19 protein-coding genes are annotated in these 19337 nt (G+C 61.5%); 14 read left to right on the top strand and 5 right to left on the bottom strand.

Annotated features, from left to right (window positions below):
- Both VKT51_01640 and VKT51_01635 read right to left on the bottom strand, forming a co-directional pair.
- Positions 1-1920: TonB-dependent receptor (locus tag VKT51_01640; protein ID HLJ82862.1), on the bottom strand; the 1920-nt coding region annotated here is incomplete at its 3' end.
- 132 nt (positions 1921-2052) lie between these two features.
- The gene (locus VKT51_01635; GenBank protein ID HLJ82861.1) at positions 2053-3045 is read right to left on the bottom strand and encodes a prepilin-type N-terminal cleavage/methylation domain-containing protein; all 993 of its coding nucleotides are present in this window, start codon (positions 3043-3045) and stop codon (positions 2053-2055) included.
- Between the two features lie 88 nt (positions 3046-3133).
- On the opposite strand from VKT51_01635, the gene VKT51_01630 reads away from it, so the two are divergent.
- Positions 3134-3820: a DNA-3-methyladenine glycosylase gene (locus VKT51_01630; protein HLJ82860.1), complete on the top strand. Its 687-nt coding sequence runs from the start codon at positions 3134-3136 to the stop codon at positions 3818-3820.
- A gap of 501 nt (positions 3821-4321) precedes the next feature.
- Here VKT51_01630 and VKT51_01625 read toward each other — a convergent pair.
- Positions 4322-4675 carry a hypothetical protein gene (locus tag VKT51_01625; protein HLJ82859.1) on the bottom strand — a complete coding sequence of 118 codons (354 nt, stop codon included), beginning with the start codon at positions 4673-4675 and terminating at the stop codon, positions 4322-4324.
- Between VKT51_01625 and rho the strand changes: the two genes are divergently transcribed.
- A complete protein-coding gene (gene rho / locus VKT51_01620) occupies positions 4667-5956 on the top strand; it encodes a transcription termination factor Rho (protein HLJ82858.1) in 1290 nt (429 codons plus the stop codon). The two genes, VKT51_01625 and rho, sit on opposite strands and share 9 nt — an antisense overlap.
- Before the next feature lie 76 nt (positions 5957-6032).
- Here the strand turns inward: rho and VKT51_01615 are convergent, their stop codons facing one another.
- Both VKT51_01615 and VKT51_01610 read right to left on the bottom strand, forming a co-directional pair.
- Positions 6033-7754: a hypothetical protein gene (locus tag VKT51_01615; protein HLJ82857.1), complete on the bottom strand. Its 1722-nt coding sequence runs from the start codon at positions 7752-7754 to the stop codon at positions 6033-6035.
- A 257-nt stretch (positions 7755-8011) separates the two neighbouring features.
- On the bottom strand, positions 8012-9733 hold the full coding sequence (locus VKT51_01610) for a hypothetical protein (GenBank protein ID HLJ82856.1): 1722 nt from the start codon (positions 9731-9733) through the stop codon (positions 8012-8014).
- Positions 9734-9927: 194 nt separating this feature from the next.
- On the opposite strand from VKT51_01610, the gene VKT51_01605 reads away from it, so the two are divergent.
- From VKT51_01605 to VKT51_01550, 12 genes are all read left to right on the top strand, one after another.
- Positions 9928-10404 carry a hypothetical protein gene (locus VKT51_01605; GenBank protein HLJ82855.1) on the top strand — a complete coding sequence of 159 codons (477 nt, stop codon included), beginning with the start codon at positions 9928-9930 and terminating at the stop codon, positions 10402-10404.
- A gap of 4 nt (positions 10405-10408) precedes the next feature.
- Entirely contained in the window at positions 10409-11119 is a 711-nt protein-coding gene (locus tag VKT51_01600) for a pseudouridine synthase (GenBank protein HLJ82854.1), read from the top strand.
- A 66-nt stretch (positions 11120-11185) separates the two neighbouring features.
- Positions 11186-11545: a chorismate mutase gene (gene aroH, locus VKT51_01595; protein HLJ82853.1), complete on the top strand. Its 360-nt coding sequence runs from the start codon at positions 11186-11188 to the stop codon at positions 11543-11545.
- Positions 11546-11559: 14 nt separating this feature from the next.
- A complete protein-coding gene (aroF, locus tag VKT51_01590; GenBank protein HLJ82852.1) occupies positions 11560-12606 on the top strand; it encodes a 3-deoxy-7-phosphoheptulonate synthase in 1047 nt (348 codons plus the stop codon).
- Positions 12587-13456, top strand: coding sequence for a prephenate dehydrogenase/arogenate dehydrogenase family protein (locus VKT51_01585; protein HLJ82851.1), 870 nt, complete (start codon positions 12587-12589; stop codon positions 13454-13456). Before aroF ends, VKT51_01585 begins: the two co-directional genes overlap by 20 nt.
- A gap of 132 nt (positions 13457-13588) precedes the next feature.
- Positions 13589-15241, top strand: coding sequence for a TonB family protein (locus VKT51_01580; protein ID HLJ82850.1), 1653 nt, complete (start codon positions 13589-13591; stop codon positions 15239-15241).
- 216 nt (positions 15242-15457) lie between these two features.
- Positions 15458-16195, top strand: coding sequence for a MotA/TolQ/ExbB proton channel family protein (locus VKT51_01575; GenBank protein ID HLJ82849.1), 738 nt, complete (start codon positions 15458-15460; stop codon positions 16193-16195).
- 33 nt (positions 16196-16228) lie between these two features.
- Complete coding sequence (locus VKT51_01570) at positions 16229-16666, top strand: biopolymer transporter ExbD (protein HLJ82848.1); 438 nt, start codon at positions 16229-16231, stop codon at positions 16664-16666.
- A 13-nt stretch (positions 16667-16679) separates the two neighbouring features.
- Positions 16680-17105, top strand: a complete 426-nt coding sequence (locus VKT51_01565; protein ID HLJ82847.1) for a biopolymer transporter ExbD — start codon at positions 16680-16682, stop codon at positions 17103-17105.
- Positions 17106-17127: 22 nt separating this feature from the next.
- Positions 17128-17877 (top strand): energy transducer TonB, encoded by a 750-nt coding sequence (locus tag VKT51_01560; GenBank protein HLJ82846.1) that lies wholly within the window; start codon positions 17128-17130, stop codon positions 17875-17877.
- An 83-nt stretch (positions 17878-17960) separates the two neighbouring features.
- On the top strand, positions 17961-18668 hold the full coding sequence (locus VKT51_01555) for an energy transducer TonB (GenBank protein ID HLJ82845.1): 708 nt from the start codon (positions 17961-17963) through the stop codon (positions 18666-18668).
- Positions 18669-18801: 133 nt separating this feature from the next.
- Positions 18802-19337: undecaprenyl-diphosphate phosphatase (locus tag VKT51_01550; protein HLJ82844.1), on the top strand; the 536-nt coding region annotated here is incomplete at its 3' end.

Below are 19337 nucleotides of genomic sequence, written 5' to 3'. Positions count from 1 at the left end.
GAAGCAGCCGCTTGCGATGCTGCAGTTCGCCAGCGCCGTGCTGAAGCCGGCTTTGGCTTCGATGTTCGTGAGCGGCGTGAACTCGATGTTCTTGCCGTACGAGAAGCGGAGCGTGTTGTTGTCGTTGAGGAGGTACGTCAGCGCAACGCGCGGGCTGAACTGACTCGGACGCGTCACGTCGGACGAGATTGGCGGTCCTGGAATCTGCAGCACATTGCCCGCCGCATCGGTTGCGAACGAGTAGTTGAACTGCGCGGCGTTTGCCGGAATGTCCAAGCGCTCGACGTCGTAACGCACGCCGACCGTTGCCGTGAACTTTTCACTCGGCGCCCACTGGTCTTTGACCCACGCGTTCGAGCGATGCAGCGGGTCGTTAGTGAGTAGCGTCAAGACAGGGAAGTGAGTGAGCGGGACCTGCGGACCGGCGGGCGCGCAGATGCCTGCGATGTAGCAGAACTCGTTGCCATAGACAAATGGTTCTTGGCTCGGCAAGCCTTGTACGTAATCCGACTTCGTAGAGATCGTCTCGGCCCCAAACGAGACTTGATGCTTGCTCGACAACTGGTTCTCGTAGTCGACCGCCATGCCGACATTCGCGTTCAAGTTGTTCTCAAAATCATCTCCAAACGCGCCGCCGCCCCACGGGAAGGAGAACACGTCTGCTTCGTCCGTGCGCGTGAGGCGCGCTTCGAAGTAACTCGAGGGCGACAACGAGTGGCGGAAGTTGAGCTTCTGCAAGCTATGGCGATTGTTCTCGTGGTCGGGATAGTTGGTGAACTGATTTGGCCCGACTTGGCCGGGGAAGAGCGTCGAAAACTGGCTCAAGCCGCCCGTCTGGTTCTGCACGAGCAAGTTGGCCGATGCGTAGGGCGTGATCGCCGGGTTGATGTCGAAGTTGTCGTCGAACAGGCTTGCGCCCGACTCGCCGAAGTACTGCAGTTCGTTTGCGTTGCTCGGGCCCCAACGGTAGAACAGGTTCATCGCGTTGACGTTGCCCGTTTCGTCGCCGAGCGCTCCAACGAGTCGCGGCAGAAACGTCGTGCGGTCTCCGTAGACCGAATTCAGCCGCAGCGAGTTGAACGCAAAGAAGTAGCTAAAGCGGTCATCCGCAGTGCCGCTGCCGAATTCCATAGCCAAGCGATGGTCGAAGTTCTGGAAGTTGACCGTCGCGGTAGCTTGGCCGGCACCCGGGTACGAGCCGCGCTTGACCACCGAGTTGATGACGCCGGCGTTGGTATTGCCGTCGCTAACGTCATAACCGCCGGTGGAGACCACCAAGCGCGAATCGCCGACGAGCGAGAGGCTGTTTATAAACTGGCCCGTCTCAGGATCGGTCGCATCGATGCCCTCGAGCTCATAACCTTCTTCGTTCTCCGCGCCGCCCCGGATAACGGGATAGTTGCTCGAATCGGTCGTGATTCCGGGCAGCGTGTTGAGGACTGTGGATTCGGAGATGTTCTGCGGAGTGCCGGTGATCTGTTGGACGTTCTGGCTCGTCACCGTGTACGAATCCGCAGTGGTCTTCGGCTGCAGCAGCGACGTGGTGCCTCGCACGGTTGCCTTTCCGATCGTCTGCACTTCAGTGCCCATCGTACGGCTGAGGCCGAATGTCTGATCCTGGGTCACGGTCACGCCAGTGACCGATTGCGTTATATAGCCGCTTGCGCTGAACGTCACGGTGTACGTGTCGGGCGCAAGATCGGTGAGTGCGTAGAATCCGTTCGAGCCGGTGACGGTTTTCGCGCTAAACGACGGCGCGACCGCAGAGACCTGAACGTTTGCAAGTGGACTGCCCGACGGGCCGGTGATGGTGCCTTGGATGCCGCCTGTCGTGCCGGCCAGAACCCCTGTTCCCTGACCGAAAGTAAAGGCAAGACATGCAAGAACCGTCAGCAGCGCCCGCATCGATGACTTGGGCATGCTATGGCTCCTTACAGATGCTGTTGGTCAATGCTTGCGCACAGCCAACCGCGAGTTACGCCGATCATTCGCGTTTCGCGAACGCCGGCGTAACGTTAACGGTTCTTTAAGAGACCGCTCGGTCCTGTGAATCTACTGTGAGGTCTTGAAGATGACCAGGCCCTTCGGGGCGCCCGGGATATTCTGCGGAAGCGGTACAAACTGAGGACACGATTCATCGAGACATGAAATACTTAACTGAAAATTCTGGCCATTTTCATTGTGCAAGTTATATAGACCACTCTCCAAAACTGGCTCTTGGGAGGAGACATCAAACCAATTTACGTTGTCGCCGCCATCGCCAATAAAGGTCGCGCTGCCCGATAGCGCAACCGAATGAATGTCGTTCCAGCCGCCGTCGGGACCGCCGCCGTGCCAAACACCTTTGATAACTTTAGGGATCACCATAAACGTCACCGTGTGCAATCCCGTGTGCGGCGGCGGAGAAGATGAAGAAACGAGCTCTGCAAAGTCCGTCGGCATGGATTTGGCCGCGAGGTGCAGGACGCTGGACCGGGAGGGCGCGCCGGCTGCCGATCCCGACATGATCGAGACAACCACAACGCCGTTGCCGCCGGCGCTCTGCGCCCGGCCGTAATAGACTGAAACCGGCACGATCTGGGATCCGCCGACCACGTCGCCGCTGGCACCGACGTCGATGGCCTGCGGTACGAATGAAAGAATGCCGCTGGCGGAGATATCAGCATCCGTGGTTTGGGGAGTGCTGCCGGTGAGCGTGTAGTCGTAGCGCGTGACGGTGCCGGCGCCGCTATCGAAGCGATATGCGACGTACGCATCGGAACCGCCGGGAAGCTTCCGATAGAAATCAACTTCGTGCGCGCTCGTACCCGCGTTGTTCTGACCCAGCACGTCCAGTGCGGGAACAAAAACGGACGTGGCGCTTCGCGCCTCCTCGCTCATGCGCGTTTCCAAGGCGGTGGACGTGCGCGCTGCGCCCGCGCGGCTCAGATCGAGCGCGCCCAGATGCACGGTGTGCGAGACCGCATCGCAGACGGCAAAAATCAAAAGGGCGAGCACCGCGATCGCGATCAGCATTTCGACGATGGTGAATCCGCGTGAACGCATGGCCGCCCTCCGTTCATGAGCGAAAAGCCGCGGCTTCGAGAATGTCGAATGCCGCGGTCCGAGAGTGGTTACGCACAATAATCGCGCGATGAAGCGCGGCGGGCAAGGGCTGACCGGCCTAACCGAAATCAGGGATGCGAAGTGGCGGGCGTTCTTCAACGGCGCCACGGTCGACGTGGCGCGCGGCCTTATCGGCGCCACGCTCCGCCGTGTTATCCCGCCATCCACGCTGGATCGCGGCGGACTTGTCGCCGGTCGGATCGTGGAGACGGAAGCTTACTTGCCTCTCGTGGATCCCGCGTGTCACGGCTATCGCGGACCCACCAAGCGTACGGCTTGCATATTCGGGAGACCGGGCCATGCGTACGTCTACTTCATCTATGGCATGTACAATTGTTTCAACGTCACGACCGAACGCGCGGGGATCGGCGGCGCAGTGCTCGTCCGAGCGATCGAACCAACACACGGCCTCGACCTCATGCGCAGGCGCCGGGCCGCGGGAACTTCCGATGCGGTGCTCGCGCGCGGACCGGGCAACTTGTGTCGCGCGTTCGGCATCGACACCTCGCTCAACGGCGTCGACCTGCGCAGCGGCGAGCTGACGCTTGAGCTCGCTGACGGCGATCCGGCGACCGCGATCGCGGTGGGTCCGCGCGTGGGCATCAAAGTCGCACCGCTCTGGCCGCTGCGCTTCGCCGACGCCAACAGCGCGAGCGTTTCGAGTCCACGAAGAACCCTAAGATTAGTGTGCGCTGCGTCCGATACTAAATGTTAGCAAGCGTGCACCGGTCCGTTGACGACGCGAACGCGCTGTGCTATAGTAACGACAGCGTGAACTTTTGACGAAGTTCAACCGCTTCCAAACTTCACTTACTTCGTAGGCACGAGCGTCGACACCGACCGTTCTTCAATTTGCCGCGTCTGCAACCAATGCGCCGAACGATCAGATCGGCGCGCGGTCGACCGCATCGGCCCCCAATGCCCACGGTAGAGTATTCAAGATAAAGTGCAAGACGATACCGAAGTAGATTCAACTCCCAGAACTCCTCGCACCGGTCGACCGCCACGCGGGCGTGTCCGCGCCGCGGCCTCCGCCGATCCGAACGATCCAACCGTCGACATCGACACGAGCCGGGTCGAAGCGGTCGAGCCGCGCGACGATCGAACCCGCGACGACCGCGCCGATTTTTCGGAACGGCCCGAGCGAAGCGATCGTGCCGATCGACCGGAACGCAGCGATCGCGCGGATCGGGCGGAGCGCGAAGATCGGGCCGACTCAGGCGATCGAGATCGCGCCGAGCGCCCGGAACGATTCGAGCGATCGGAAAGACCACGGCCGGTCGAGCGCGGACCTGAACGCGGTTACGATCGCGCCCCAGAGCGCGTACAAGACCGCGGCCCCGAGCGCTACGAACGGTACGACCGCGGCGATCGCCACGAACGCCACGACCGAGGACAGCGCTTCGATCGCCAAGACCGCGGCCAGCGATTCGACCGCGACCGCAACCGCGACACCTCGCGCGTCCAACAAGCGCAGCCCATGCAGCGCGCTTTCCAGCCCAACCGCCAGCAGCAGGAGCGATACGATAATCAACCGCGCTCCTTCACCGATAAGGAAGGCGTGATCCACGAATTGCTCTCCGTGCGCCAGCTCGAAGAGAAGACGCGCGCGGAACTCGTCGAGTATGCGAAGCTGCTCGAGATCAAAGATCTCCAGCGCATCAAGAAGCGCGAACTCATAGTCCCTATCCTCGAAGCGCAGGCAAAAGCGGCCGGTCTCCACTTCGCCATCGGCGTGCTCGAGATGATGCAAGAGGGCTACGGCTTCTTGCGCCGCGAGAACATGCGGCCGGGCCCGCACGACGTCTATATCTCACAGTCGCAGATCCGTCGCTTCGAATTGCGCACGGGAGATCTCGTCGCCGGGCAGATCCGCGAACCCAAAGACAACGAGAAGTATCAAGGCATCTTGAAAGTGGAGGCGGTCAACGGAGAAGATCCCGAAGCCATCCGCGGCCGGCCGCAATTCGACAAGCTGATACCCATCTATCCAGAATCGCGACTCAAGATGGAGACCTCACCGCTTGAGATGTGCGGCCGAGTCTTCGATCTTTTCTGCCCCATCGGCAACGGCCAGCGCGGCCTGATCGTCTCGCCGCCCAAGGCCGGCAAAACGACACTCCTCAAGAAGATCGCAAATGCGATCGCTTCCAATCATCCGGACGTGGATCTCTTCGCGCTGCTCGTCGACGAGCGGCCGGAAGAAGTCACGGACATGCGCCGGTCGATTGAAGGCGAGGTCGTCTCGTCCACGTTCGACGAGCATCCGGACTCGCACACCGCGGTGGCAGAACTCACGCTCGAGCGCTGCAAGCGGCTTGTCGAACTCGGCCACGACGTCGTGATCCTGCTCGATTCCATCACGCGCCTCGCGCGCGCGTGGAACCAAGTCATGCCGACAACGGGCCGGACGCTTTCCGGCGGCCTCGACACAAGTGCCCTGCACCGGCCCAAACGATTCTTCGGCGCGGCACGCAACATCGAGAACGGGGGCTCGCTCACCATCATCGCCACCGCGCTCATCGAGACAGGTTCAAAGATGGACGACGTGATCTTTGAGGAGTTCAAAGGCACGGGCAATATGGAGATCAATCTGGTCCGCAAACTCGCTGACAGCCGGATATTCCCGGCGGTCGACATCAAGCGGTCGGGCACGCGACACGAAGAGCTGCTGCTCAGCGAGATCGAGCTCCGCAAGGTCGTCATGCTGCGCAGAGCTACAGCCGTGCTCGGCACGCAGGAGATGACCGAGCTCGTTCTCGAGCGGTTCCGGCGCACGGACGGCAATGAAGACTTCCTCAAGTCAGTGACCAAAGAAGCCATGTCCATGGCGGGCGACGGCGAACGGTAGCGACCGTCGATTCCCACGGGGACGCAAAAAAGAGGGCCGGCGCAATGCCGGCCCTTTTCGTTCCTGGCAGAACCGCCTAGTGTTTGGCGCGGCCCATCCACGTGTTCCAGTCTGAAGCCGCAGCACCGTATTGTGAAGCGAACCAGATCTGGTTGGAGGAGGGGCCCTCATAGCCGGCGGCTTCGTAATCGCCCCAGCGGAAGTCGGGCGTGGAGGCCGTGCCCTTGATGAGGAACTTGGAGGCCTCGAACTTGCCGAGCGTGTCCGACGGCAGGCGGAACGCGTACTCGGCACTCGGGTCGATCGCGGTGCTCATCGTGTCATACACCATGTAGAGGTCATTGTTCTTGTCGGGCATCAGCGCTCCGAATGACGCGTCGCGTTCCGTCGGCCCCGAGAATGAGACGATGCCGCTTTGCGTCAGCGAACCGCCGGTGACTTTGTCGGCGGTAAAGACCGGCGCCACTTGACCCCAGAACACACCGGGGACGTTCGTTCCGCCGTTTGCCACCGCGGTGTCGAGCGACCACGAGATGTTTCCGCCTTCATAGACTGGCGTGCCTGTGATCCGCGTGTCGATCGTCTCAACGCATTGCGAGCAGCCCGGTTCCGTTGCGGATGGCGCGAGCGCGTACGTGCCGGTCGAAACGGTGACTTCGCTCATCGCAGGTGCCGTCAGCGGATTGCGCATGGCCCAGATGTTCACGCCACGGCAGCCGCCTCCGCACTGCCCGCCGCCCGAGTTGATGTTGAACGAGTCCACGAATAGGCCGGCCGGCGGATATGCGCCGCCATTGGCTTGGACGAACACCGGCTGGACCGTGTCCACGAGCGTCGAGCCGACCTTGAGATTCTTCAGGCCCTTGGGTGTCGTTGCCATGCCGGCTTCCATCTTCTTTTTGTCGGCGGCGAACGTCTCCGCGTACATGTAGGCCGACCCAGCCTGATTGTACATGTTGGCGGCGAAATAAAAGGCCTGATTATCGAGACCGACTTGCGTGTAGTCGGCAGCATTGGTCGTGCCCATCGACATGTTGAACGCGTAGACGTTCCACGAGCCGTTGGGATTATTCGTCTGACTCACAGCTGCCCAATAAACCGTCTGCTCGGGGCATCCTCCGGCGATGCCGAACGCCCCCTCGACCTGCAAGAAGATCACCCAGAAACGTTTGTCTGCAGCGTCATAGAAGGCGCGCGGATCGCTCATGAACGGTCCGGCCGGATCGCAGCCGCCCGGCGGATTGGGAACATGTAAGAAGGCTTGCGTGTTCTTGGGCCACCCGGCTTGAATCGTGCCGCTTGAGGTGTACACGGCGACCGACGTGTTGACGGCCTGGACCACCCACGTTCCGTTGGACGCAACCGCCATGTCGGGCGGTGCGCATCCGCCGAAGTATGGGCACACGGATGCTGAATCGGCCATACCGATGAAGCTCCTATTGAGACCCGGCGTGGCGAACGGCGAGAACTCGATCGCGTCGATCATCGGAAACGGATTGACCGGCGCAAGCGGGTTGTGAAGTGCGGCGAATTTGCGCGCGTGATAAACGGCTTCTGACACGCCGTTAAGATCGGGCATCAGTCCGGGCGCGTGGCGGAGCGGCTGAAAAATAGACGCGGGCGCGACGTTCATGTCGACGCGATGCAAGGCGACGAGCGGCGCGATCGCCGGCTCGGCGTAGATCTGCGGCGAGATGGATGCGGCTGCTGCGATACGCGCACCCGTCGGCGCGAATGCGACCGCAGCGCAGACCGCCGCGCCGATCGCCAAGCGTAATGGAATCGAGGAACGTTTCATCGATGATCTCCCCGGATGAGCGGCAAAAAGACACGATCGGCGATGCCTCTCACATCTTGAGCGAGTTGCTTCGCACACGGCCGTACGCGGCGACTTCCATCGAAGGTCCCGGCTTTTTCAGACGCGCGTGAAACAGACATAGAGCGTTGCGCCACAAAGATGAGGGGTTCGCTAATGTTCGGCGCGCCTAAGAGGTTTGACCGAAAAAAAAGAGGGCCGGCGGAATGCCGGCCCTTTCCGTTCAGGGGTTGGACGATTTAGATCTTGGTCCGGCCCATCCACGTGTTCCAATCAGACGCCGCAGCGCCGTACTCGGATGCGAACCAGACTTGGTTCGAGGACGGCCCTTCGTAGCTGGCGGCTTCGTAGTCGCCCCAGCGCGAGTCGGGTGACGTGGCGGTCCCTTTGATCAGGTATTTGGCGCCTTCGAAGTGACCGAGTGCATCCGTCGGCTTGTGGATGACGTACGCCGCGCTCGGATCGATCGTGTTGCTCATGGTGTCAAACACCATGAACAGATCGCCGCTGTTGTCGGGCATCATCGCGCCGAACGATGCGTCGTGATTGCTCGACCCAGAGTACGAGACGATGCCGCTCTGCGTCAGCGTGCCGCCGGTGACCATGTTGCCGGTGAAGATCGGGGAGACTTGACCCCAGAAAACGCCCGGCGTCGTGAAGCCTCCGCTGGCGACCGCGGTGTCGAGCGACCACGAGATGTTGCCGCCTTCGTAGACCGGTGTGCCCGTGATGCGCGTATCGATCGTTTCGATGCACTGCGTGCAGCCCGGTTCGCTCGCGAGCGGTGCAAGCGTATATGTGCCGGTCGAAACGGTGACCTGACTCATCGCGGGTGCGGTGAGCGGTTTGCGCATCGCCCAGACGTTGACACCCTGGCAGCCGCTCGAGCACGAGCCGCCGCCCGAGTTGATGTTGAACGAGTCGATGAACAGACCGGCAGGCGGATACTTCCCGCCGTTCGCCTCTACCATTACCGGCTGGACCGTGTCCACCACGGTGCTGCCCACCTTCAGGTTCTTGATTCCCAGCGGTGTGGTGGCGATACCCGCTTCCATCGATTTCTTGTTCGCAGCGAACGTCTCTGCATACACGTAGGCGCTGCCGAACTGATTGAACATATTGCCGGCGAAATAGAACGCGACGTTGTCGAGACCGACTTGCGTGTAGTCCGCGGCATTGGTGGTTTTAAACGCCATGTTGAACGCGTAGACGTTCCAGACGCCGTTCGGATTGTTCGTCTGGCTCACCGCTGCCCAATACAGGGTTTGTTCTGGGCATCCGCCCGCGGGGCTGAACGCGCCTTCGACCTGAAGGAAGACGACCCAGAAACGCTTGTCCGCCGGGTCGTAGAGCGCGCGCGGGTCGCTCGTGAACGGGCCATTCGGGTCGCAATTATTGGGCGGGTTCGGGATGTTGAAGAAGACTTGAGAGTTCTTTGGCCATCCCGCCTGCAGAGTTCCCGAGGTGTTGTAGACCGCTATCGACGTGTTGGTCGCTTGAACGACCCAGGTGCCGTTGGAAGCGACGGCCATGTCGGGAGGTTCGCATCCGCCGAAGTACGGGCACGTGGATGCCGAGTCGGCCATGCCGTTAAAGCTCTTGTTCAGGCCGGGCGTCGTGAACGGGGAAATCTCGCTCGAGTCGATCATGGGAAATGGGTTTGCTGGCGCGAGCGGATTGTGCAGCGCGAGACGCTTTAAGGTGCGATAGCGCGCTTCAGACATGCCGCGCAGATCAGGCATGAAACCAGGCGCATGCCGCAGCGGCTGAAAAACTGACGACGGCGCGACGCGCATGTCGACGGGATGCATGTACACGAGAGGTGCGACAGCTCGCTCGTAACTGATCGGTGGCGATATCGACGCCGCGGATGCGATCCGCGCGCCGGATGGTGCGAACGCAATCGCGGCGCAGAGCGCCGTGCCGAATGCGAGACGCATCGAAAGCGAGGACATTTTCATTCAGTGATCTCCCCCGGATGACTAGAAACAAGAGATGGGCGGCAATCGCCCTTCCTCTATGCCGCACCGTATTCGCATTGCGCTCGCAACATTAACCCCGGCCTAAGGTCCCGGATATTCTCAGGGACAGAACGATGTGACTAGGGCAGGGACCCCACTTGACCGAACCTTAACTTTGTGATACAAAGTAAGCGATGTATAAGACCTTGGCTGTCGCCGCGACGTTTATCCTGATCGCACTCATCGCATTTCGATTCGGCGCACATGCGCGTGCGCCGAAAATCGTTCCCGTCGGCCAAGCGGTGAGACAGGATGACTTCCTTTATACGGTCACCCGCGTTGCGGCGAAGAGGACTCCCTCGTCCACTGTGTACGCGATCACGATTCGAGTCGACAACCAGGCGCTGCGCGTGGACTACCACTGGTCGAACGACATCGCGTACGTCCAGGACGACGCGGGGCGGAAGTTCCAAGCACTCGCGCCTTCAAACGTCGTTGTCGCCGATGAATCGACCGTGCCTCCGGGCGGCAGCGCGGATTTCACGCTCGACTTTCAGCTTCCCGCGGATGCGCGGGCCCCGGTGCTGCGTTACTGGAACGGTATTCTCATGGGCGATATTTTCGATGGCGCCGAATACGCGCACGTCGCCATTCCGCTGGACACACGCTAGCGCATTGCCGATCCGGCTCAACAAATTTTTGGCTCAAGCAGGCGTTGCATCGCGCCGCGCCGCCGACGCGCTCGTCGAAGAAGGTCGCGTCACCGTAAACGGTTCGGCGGCGCATCTCGGCGCGATGGTCGATCCGGCGCACGACGACGTACGCGTGTCGGGCAAGCGCGTGGTTCAGCCTGAGGCCCCGCACCTGACGATCGTGCTGCACAAGCCCGCCGGCGTTTTCACGACGATGAGCGACGAGCGCGGGCGCCGTTCCATCGCCGATCTCTTGCCGAAAGGCCGACGTCTGTTTCCCGTAGGCCGGCTCGACGCGGAGTCGACGGGCGTGTTGCTGTGCACCTCCGACGGTGTGCTTGCGCAGACGCTGCTGCATCCATCGCACGAGGTCGAGAAGCGCTATAAGGTGACGGTTGCGAGCGAGCCTAAGCCCGCGAACTTGAAGAGGCTCGGAGCGACGGCGCCGCGGCGCAACGCGAACGGAACGCACACGTTCTTCGTAACCCTGCGCGAAGGCAAGAATCGGCAAGTGCGGCGTATGTGCGCGAATGAAGGGCTCCGCGTCGTCGCGCTGGCGCGCATATCGTTCGGCCCCGTCGCGCTCGGCGTGGTAAAGCCAGGCAAATGGCGACCGCTGACCGCCGCCGAGCGTGCGGCGCTGGAGAAACTGTCGATGCAGGGCGCGCAATCACGGCGCGCCGGCGGACCGTAGAGGTCCGCGCCGGCGGACCGTAAAGGTCCGCCCAACACCGTCTCCAAATCCACGCGCGACATGGTCGTGCGAGGCATCCGCGGTGCGATCACCGCTGCGGAGAATGAACGCGGGGCGGTTCTGGATGCCACAGCGCGGCTGTTGAAAGAGATCGTGCGGGCGAACGACGTGCTGCCGGAAATGGTGGCCGCGGCGTTCTTCACGACGAGCGCCGATCTCAACGCGGCGTACCCGGCAGAAGCGGCTCGCGCGCGCGGCTGGACGCATGTGCCGCTGCTGTGCAGTCACGAGATGGACGTGCCGGGCGGCCTCGCGCAATGCATCCGAGTGCTCGTGCTCATCAACACGGAACGCGCGCCGGAAGACATAAAACACATCTATTTGGATGGAGCGACCGCGCTCCGGCCGGATTTGCGCGGGATTTAGCCAATGCACGCACCATGATCGTCGTCATCAAGCGCGGCGCGAGCGCGGCAGAAGCCGGCTCCGTCGTCGAGAAGATCAAAGCGATGGGCTTCGACGTCAACGTGTCGCAAGGCGCTGAACGTCTGATCATCGGCGTCCTTGGCGTGCGCGAGAACAAGGACGTGCTCGCGGCGCAACTGGCTAGTCTCGCAGGCGTCGAGCGCGTCATGCCCGTCAGCAAGTCGTACAAATTGGTCAGCCGCGAAGGCGCGCATTCCGATACCGTCGTCCGGCTTTCCAACGGCGCCGAGATCGGCAACGGCACGATCCACGTGATCGCAGGCCCATGCACGGTCGAAGGTCGCGCCATGCTCTTGGAAACGGCGGAATGGGTCAAGTCATGCGGCGCCACGATGCTTCGCGGCGGCGCGTTCAAGCCTAGCACGTCCCCGTATTCCTTTCAGGGCATGGGCAAGGAAGGATTGGAGATCCTCGCAGAGGCGCGCATGCTCACGGGGCTGCCGGTCGTCACCGAGGTCCTCGATCCGCGCGACGTGCCCGATGTCGAAAATAACGCCGACATCCTTCAGATCGGCGCGCGCAACATGGCGAATTTCCAATTGCTCAAAGAAGTCGCAAAATCGCGCAAGCCGGTCATGCTCAAGCGCGGGCTTTCGGCGACGATCGAAGAGTGGCTGCTGGCGGCCGAATACATCTATGCCGGCGGCAATCATAACGTGATCATGTGCGAGCGCGGCATACGCACGTTTGAGACCGCGACCCGAAATACGCTCGACCTCAATGCGGTGCCGCTCGTCAAGCAGCTCAGTCACTTGCCGGTCGTCGTCGATCCAAGTCACGCCACAGGCAAATGGGACTTGGTCACGCCGATGGCACGTGCGGCGGTCGCAGCCGGCGCAGATGGTTTGATGATCGAAGTCCATCCGCGGCCGAGCGAAGCGCTCAAGGACGGCTTCGAGTCGCTGACGTTCGAGAAGTTCGGCGCGCTCATGGATGCTGTTCGGCCTGTGGCCCGCGCGATCGGCAAACCGGTCGCGAGCGATGCGCGAGCGTCGGTCTAACCGCATAGCGATCCTCGGCACCGGCCTCATCGGCGGATCGATCGGCCTCGCGGCCCGCGCCGCCGGCTATTCAGTAGAAGGATGGGATACTGACCGACACGCGCTTCGAACGGCGAAGCGTCGCGGCGCGATCGACCATGCGGCAAAGTCGCTTGAGGCCGCCGTCGCGGATAAGAACATCGTTGTGCTCGCCGCTCCGCTCGATGCGATTCTCAAGCAGCTGCCGGCCGTCTTCAGCTACGCGACGTCGGGTGCGCTGATCATCGACTGCGCCGGCGTGAAGATGCCGGTCGTTCAGCACGCGGTTCGCATGCTGAAACGATGGCCCGCAGTCCGGTTTGTCGCCGGACATCCGATCGCCGGAAGCGAGCGGTCCGGCGCGAAAGCCGCATCTGCATCTCTATTGAAGGAACGCGTGTTCGCACTGTACGCGCCGCCGCAGCGCAAGCGTGCGGAAGCGTGGTCCGACTCGAAACGCTTCGCGCGCCGCATCGGCATGGAGCCGTTTCGCGCGGATCCGCGAATGCACGACCGCGCGATCGCCGGCTTAAGCGCGCTGCCCCAACTCGCCGCGACTGCTCTGGCGCTATCGGCTGCGCCGCACGCGCCGCGAGCATGGGCAAGGATCGCAGGCCCCGGCTATCGCGATGCCACCCGGCTCGCGGCCTCGCACTTCTCGATTTGGCGACCCGGCCTGGAAGCGAACCGTAGAGAGGTATTGCGTTCCATTGAGCGGCTTGCCAAGCGAGTGCATGGTATTGAAACCGCGCTGCGGCGACGCGATTGGCAAACATTAATGCGCATCTTTTCCGGAGCCGCCAAAGCCAGGCGGCGGGTTTACCCGAATTGACCGCGAAGCGTTTGTGAGACGATTCGCACACCTGCTCGCGTATTTAATATAAGTGCCGACGTCAGCAGACGGTTTCGGCACCAAAGTGGGCGGAGAAACTTCCCCCACAGACCTTTCATGGTGAGGAGACACATGCGACAAGTACAGCGCGCCCTTGCGGCGGCCTTAGGCGGTATCGCCCTTCTTGCGGGTTTTGCCGTAGCCGCGGGAGCGGATACCCCGGGTTACTACTATCCGCCGAAGTTCGCTCCAAACGGCCAGGTGCGGCCGATATATCCCGATTCGGCCCGCGCCGCCCGCGAGACGGGCGTCGTCAAGATCAAAGTGCTCGTCGGCGCAAACGGCGTTCCGAAAAGTTTCACCATATTCCAATCTTCGGGTCACAAGGACTTGGATGATGCGGTATTGGCCGCGTGCAAAGCATCGAAGTACACACCGGCTATGCAGGGCTCAACACCCAAGATGGCCTTCTACGACGTGAGCTACAAGTTCGATTTGCAAGGCGTCGAAGAGAATGCCGGCAGCATCGGAGATCTTCAATCCACAGTGGATACGAGTCCCCACAATTCCTCGGCGCGGATACAACTCGCAGATCTGCTCCAAATGCAGCAGCCGCCCGATTATGCGCGCGCCGAAAGCACGTTGCGCGCCGGCACGTCGATCGACCCCTCCAACGGCACTCTTTGGGCTCGGCTCGGTTTGGTGTATTTCAACGACGGAACGGCCGGCGGAAAGTCGGATGATTCGAAGTTGAAGTCCTCGGTGGATGCCTTCGATAAGGCGCTCGAGCTCAACCCGAACAGCGATATGGCAAAGACGGCGGCGGCGGCATATTTCCGCTACGCTTTCGATCAGCAAAACACGGGGAACTCCTCCGCTGCACTGCCGTATGCGCAGAAAGCCGCCAGGCTCGACGCCAAGCAAGCCGCATATCGCATGCAGGTAGGCGAAGATGAGATCGCTCTTGGCCAGGCGCAATCGGCGCTCGCCGACTTTCAAGCGGCCAGCGCTCTTGACGATCACAAGACGCCGCTCATCACCGCGCGTTTGCTGTCGGAACTCGGCAATGCACAGATCTTGACGGGCGATTCCAGCGCCGGCTTGGCCAATATCGACAAGGCTAAGGCCGTCGCACCGAACAGCGTGTTTCCGTACCAGGTCCAGTACAGCTACTACGTCTCGAAGAACCAGTTCTCGCAGGCCATCAGTCCACTGCAGCAGCTCATCGAAATCGCCCCCAACGACCCGCAATGGCAGAACGCGCTCGGCGATGTCTACCTTAATATGTCCAACTGGGCCGGCGCACAGGCTGCCTACGCAAAGGCGCTGGCGCTGAGTCCGCAATCGGGCGACGCTCAGCTCGGCATCGCAAAGGTCGCTGCCGCTCAAGGCAAGACCGACCAGATCCAGCCGGCGATCGACGCGGCCATCAAGGCGACGCCCTCGAAGGCCTCCTACTACAATACCGTGATCGCGAACATCCTATTGAACGCGAGCAAGGACAAGAACGACTACTCGGCAGATGCGCTCAAGTACGCCAAAGCCGGAACTGAGGCCGACGCCAACAACGCAAACGCGTGGGAGTCATATGCCATCGCCTGCGCGGACCAGCACCAAAAAGACAACGCGAACGCGGCGCTGCAGAAAGCATATGCCATTTTCAAAGCGCAGAACAATACGCAAGGCATCACCCAGGTCGTCAACTACTACAAGACGATCAACGGCACCGACATGCCTGGCGTTGATCACAGCGACGCGTCTAACCGCGCGTCGGGGCCCGGCTAGTGCGGCGGCCACGCGCCGCACTGCTGTTCGGTTCGTCGATGAAAATCGATAGAGAAGCCTACGCACCGTGGTAGGAGACCCGCGTTGAGTCGTTTAAACCCGGGCGGCACAAAACGGACGGGTTCCGAGCCCGCCTTCTGTGTTATTGCGTTTTGTGATCTCCCGGCGTCGCCGTCGCATCAAGCCGATTCGGCATAAGGGGTACGAGAGTCTATTATGGATAGCAGCAATCCGTTCACCGGTTTTCTAGATTTTCTCAATCACGGCGGCCCGGCCATGTGGGCCCTGCTCGTGCTCTCCGTGCTCTCGGTCGGCATCGTCTTCGAGCGGCTGTTCTTCTTCTCGAAGCAGCACTCGAATCCGAGCCAACTGTTGCGCGACATCGGCGACCGGGTGTCGAAGGACGACATCAAGGGCGCCATCGCGGTCTGCGACCGCGAGCGGGGCATGCTGCCCAAGATCCTGCAGTTCGGTCTGTTCCGGCACGAGAAGAGCCGCGCCGATATCTCAGACGCGCTCTCGATCGCGTTGCTCGAGCAGCTGAACACGCTCGAAGCGAACCTCTCGATCATCGGCACGGTCGCCGTCATCGCGCCGTTCGTCGGATTGTTCGGAACGGTGCTCGGCATCATCCGCGCGTTCAACGACATCGCGCTCAAAGGCAATTCAACGCCGGCCGTCGTGGCGGCAGGTGTGTCGGAAGCCCTTGTGACCACGGCTGCAGGCTTGGCCGTCGCCGTCGTCGCCGTGATCTTCTTCAACTACTTCAAGTCGCGAATCAAGGCGTACAATCAGGAGATGATCGTCTCGGCTAACAAACTCGCCGAGATGCTGCACTTCCACAATTCCGGCGCGCCGATACCCACCGAATTGTATCGGCCCACCGGTTCGTCTGCCCGCCCGAATTCCACGCCGGCGCCTTCGCCGAAACCCGCCGGACCGGGCTCGAACTAGCAGCGTTCTCACAGCTCGCAAGAGAGGCGCATCATGGGCCTGACATCAGCGAAGCAAGACACCGATGTGATGGCGGAGATCAACATCACTCCGTTCACGGACGTCTTGCTCGTGCTCCTCATCATCTTCATGATCCTCGCAGCCCTTGCGGCGCCGCCCGGATTCCAGAAGGAACTCGCCAAGCACGCGCCGCCCACGCCGCCAAAAGCGAACAATATTCAGACGCACCCGATCGACGTCGAAGTCAACGCGCATAACGTCGTGTACATCGACGGGCGCCGGACCAGCGAAGCGCGTCTGTACAACGACATGGCGACTGCCATCGCCTATCACAAAGCGCACGCGGCACAAGGCTATCTCAGCCACATCGCGCTGACGGCCGACTCAGCGGCGAGCTACTCGACGATCATCAAAATCCTCGACGCCGCCCGCGAAGCGGGCGATGATGACGTCGGCTTCGTGACCGGATAGAGGGGAGAGGCACATGTCGCTCATCGGCTCAGGACCCGAAGAAGATGTCATGTCCACCATCAACATCACGCCGTTCACCGACGTGCTGCTGGTCCTGCTGATCATCTTCATGATCCTCACCTCCCTGTTGAAACCGCCGCCGGTTCCGCTCGCGTTCAACAAACAGAAGGTCACGAACTCGCCGCTCGTGATCATCATCAATCCAAAAGACGAAGTCCAAGTCGGCGCCGAGGTCATCGCGAAAGCCGATCTGCCGCAGCGGATGAAAGACCTGTTCGCTCAGTTCCAGTACTCATCGAATGACGACCTCATCATCAAAGCGGCGCCCACCGCGAAGTACGGCACCGTGCTCACGCTGATGGCCGATGCAAAAGCAGCCGGATTCAATAAGTTCGGCTTGGCGAACAAGATCATCGGCGCGCCAGATACCAATAACTGAGTTAGCGAAAGGATTCGCATAGGTGTCGATCTCAGCCGGCGGCCCGCAAACCGCAAAGCAAACGGTCCCGCCGCTTTTCACAAAGCGTGAGGCATATTCGGTCGGCATCTTGTCGTTCGCGTTTATCGCTGCGTCCGTGCTCGTCCACTTCGGCGTCGGCGGCTGGGCCGAGACGATGTTCCCGAAGTTCAAAGTCGAGGCCACGCCGCCGCCGCAGATCGTGACTGTCCAGACAATGGTCCACACACCGCGGCCCACGCCGAAACCCACGCCCACGCCGCCGCCAACTCCCACGCCGCCGCCGCCGAAGAACACGCCGGAACCGGTGCGCATCAAACTGAACGTCGTGAAGCAGAACACGGACACGTCGGCGAGCGGACCTGCTGAAGCGGCGTACACGCCGCCGCCGGTCGGAAACGAGCAAGGCGTACCCACCGCAGTGCCGACCGTTGCCCCCACGGTCGCTCCCACCGAGGCGCCGCCGCAAGGTCCGATCGATGTCACGGACGCGTCGCTTGCCTATAAAGCCACGCTCGACTATCCGCAAATCGCTCAGGATCAGGGCATTCAAGGGACCGCCATCGTCCTGCTCACGATCGGCGCTGACGGAACCCTTGTGGACGCCACCATCGCGACTTCATCCGGCAACGCGCTGCTGGATCAGGCCGCGTTGAAGTACGTGCACGAATGCCGTTACAAGCCGTATATCGTGAACGGCAAGCCGGTTCAGCAGCAGTATAAGTTTGTCGTGGAGTTCAAGCTCGACGGCTAACGCTCGCGACCAATCCGAAGGGGCCGACGCCAGTCGGCCCACGCTATGAACCTCAATGCGCGTGAACTCGACTTACGCGCATCATGGGCAGCAAACTTTCGCCACCACTTTTCTCGCGCCGCGAACGATATTCGCTCGTTCTGTTCTCGGCGAGCTTCATCGCGTTCTCCGCGATCGTTCACATGATGCTCGGCGGCGCAAGTTCAGGGTTGTTCCCGAAGTTCACACCGCAAGCAACACCGCCGCCGCAAATCATCGTCCTTGACTCTCCGACGCCGAAACCGCGGCTTAGTCCGACTCCGACACCGCCGCCAACGCCTCCGCCACCGACGCCAAGCGTCACCGCGCCGCCTGCGCACATACAGCCGCCCATAGTGCGACCGTCGAAGAACACGACCGGTTCAGTCGAACCGCAATTCTCGCCGCAGCCTATGACGACGCCGTTTCCCGAAACCCCAACACCGTCCGCGCCGCCCATCGCTCCGCCGACTGCGACGCCGACGGCCGAAACGGTGCTGCCGGTGAAGGACTCAAACTTCCGCTATAAAGCGACGCCGAGTTACCCGGATGTCCAAATGCAAGAGGGCGTCGAGGGAACCGTGATCGTGCTCGTCACGATCGGCCCGGATGGTTCGCTGCTGGATGCGACCATAGATCAGTCGTCGGGCAATGCGGCGCTGGATGCGGCCGCGCTTGCAGCTGCGCACGCAAGCTTGTATACCGCTCCCCTTCGTGACGGTAAGCCCGTGACGGCGGAGTACAGAATCGTATACGAGTTCAAGATCGATTGAGGGTCCGTCTCAAGCGCCGCACGCCGGCCGGCCCAAGCCGCGCCGGGCCTTTTAGGTCCATATGCGAGCTTGGTCATCATATTAGGACTTGCGCCGGAGGTTCACGCCTGCCCCCGCGCGGAAAAGGGCAGACGTGAATGCAATCATCCATGCTATTGGCCTTGGCATAATCCAAGGCATCACGGAACTCTTCCCGATATCCAGCGCCGCCCACACAGTTCTGCTCTCGTATCTCTTCCGCTGGGATTTTCCAAGCCTTCCATTCGTCGTGATGCTTCATCTCGGCACGTTCCTCGCCGTCCTCGTGTATTTCTGGCAAGACTATGCGGCACTCGTTCGCGGTCTCGTCACCGGCATCCGAACGCGCTTTACCGAGCCGAATGAACGCCTTGCGCTGCTCGTGATCATCGGCTTTGTGCCGCTCGCGATCGGAGGCAAGCTGCTTTCCAAGAGCGTCGATCCGCTCTTCGCAAATCCCACCGTCGCCGCTGCGGTGCTGCTCGTCACCGGCATCGTGCTGTACGTGACGGAACGATTGAGCCAACGCAAGCCGAAACCGCTCGAAGCTAGGCCTGCGAGCGTGCCCGACGAGACTACGGAACGCATGTGGTTTCCCGAACAGAAAAAACCGAAGCACTCGTATGAGGGTGCAGCGAAGCTCTCGTGGCT

This window comes from Candidatus Eremiobacteraceae bacterium (assembly GCA_035295225.1).
Taxonomy (GTDB): Bacteria; Vulcanimicrobiota; Vulcanimicrobiia; order Eremiobacterales; family Eremiobacteraceae; genus JABCYQ01.
The sequence above is the reverse complement of the archived record's forward strand: the minus strand, read 5'-3'. Positions and strand labels throughout refer to the sequence as shown.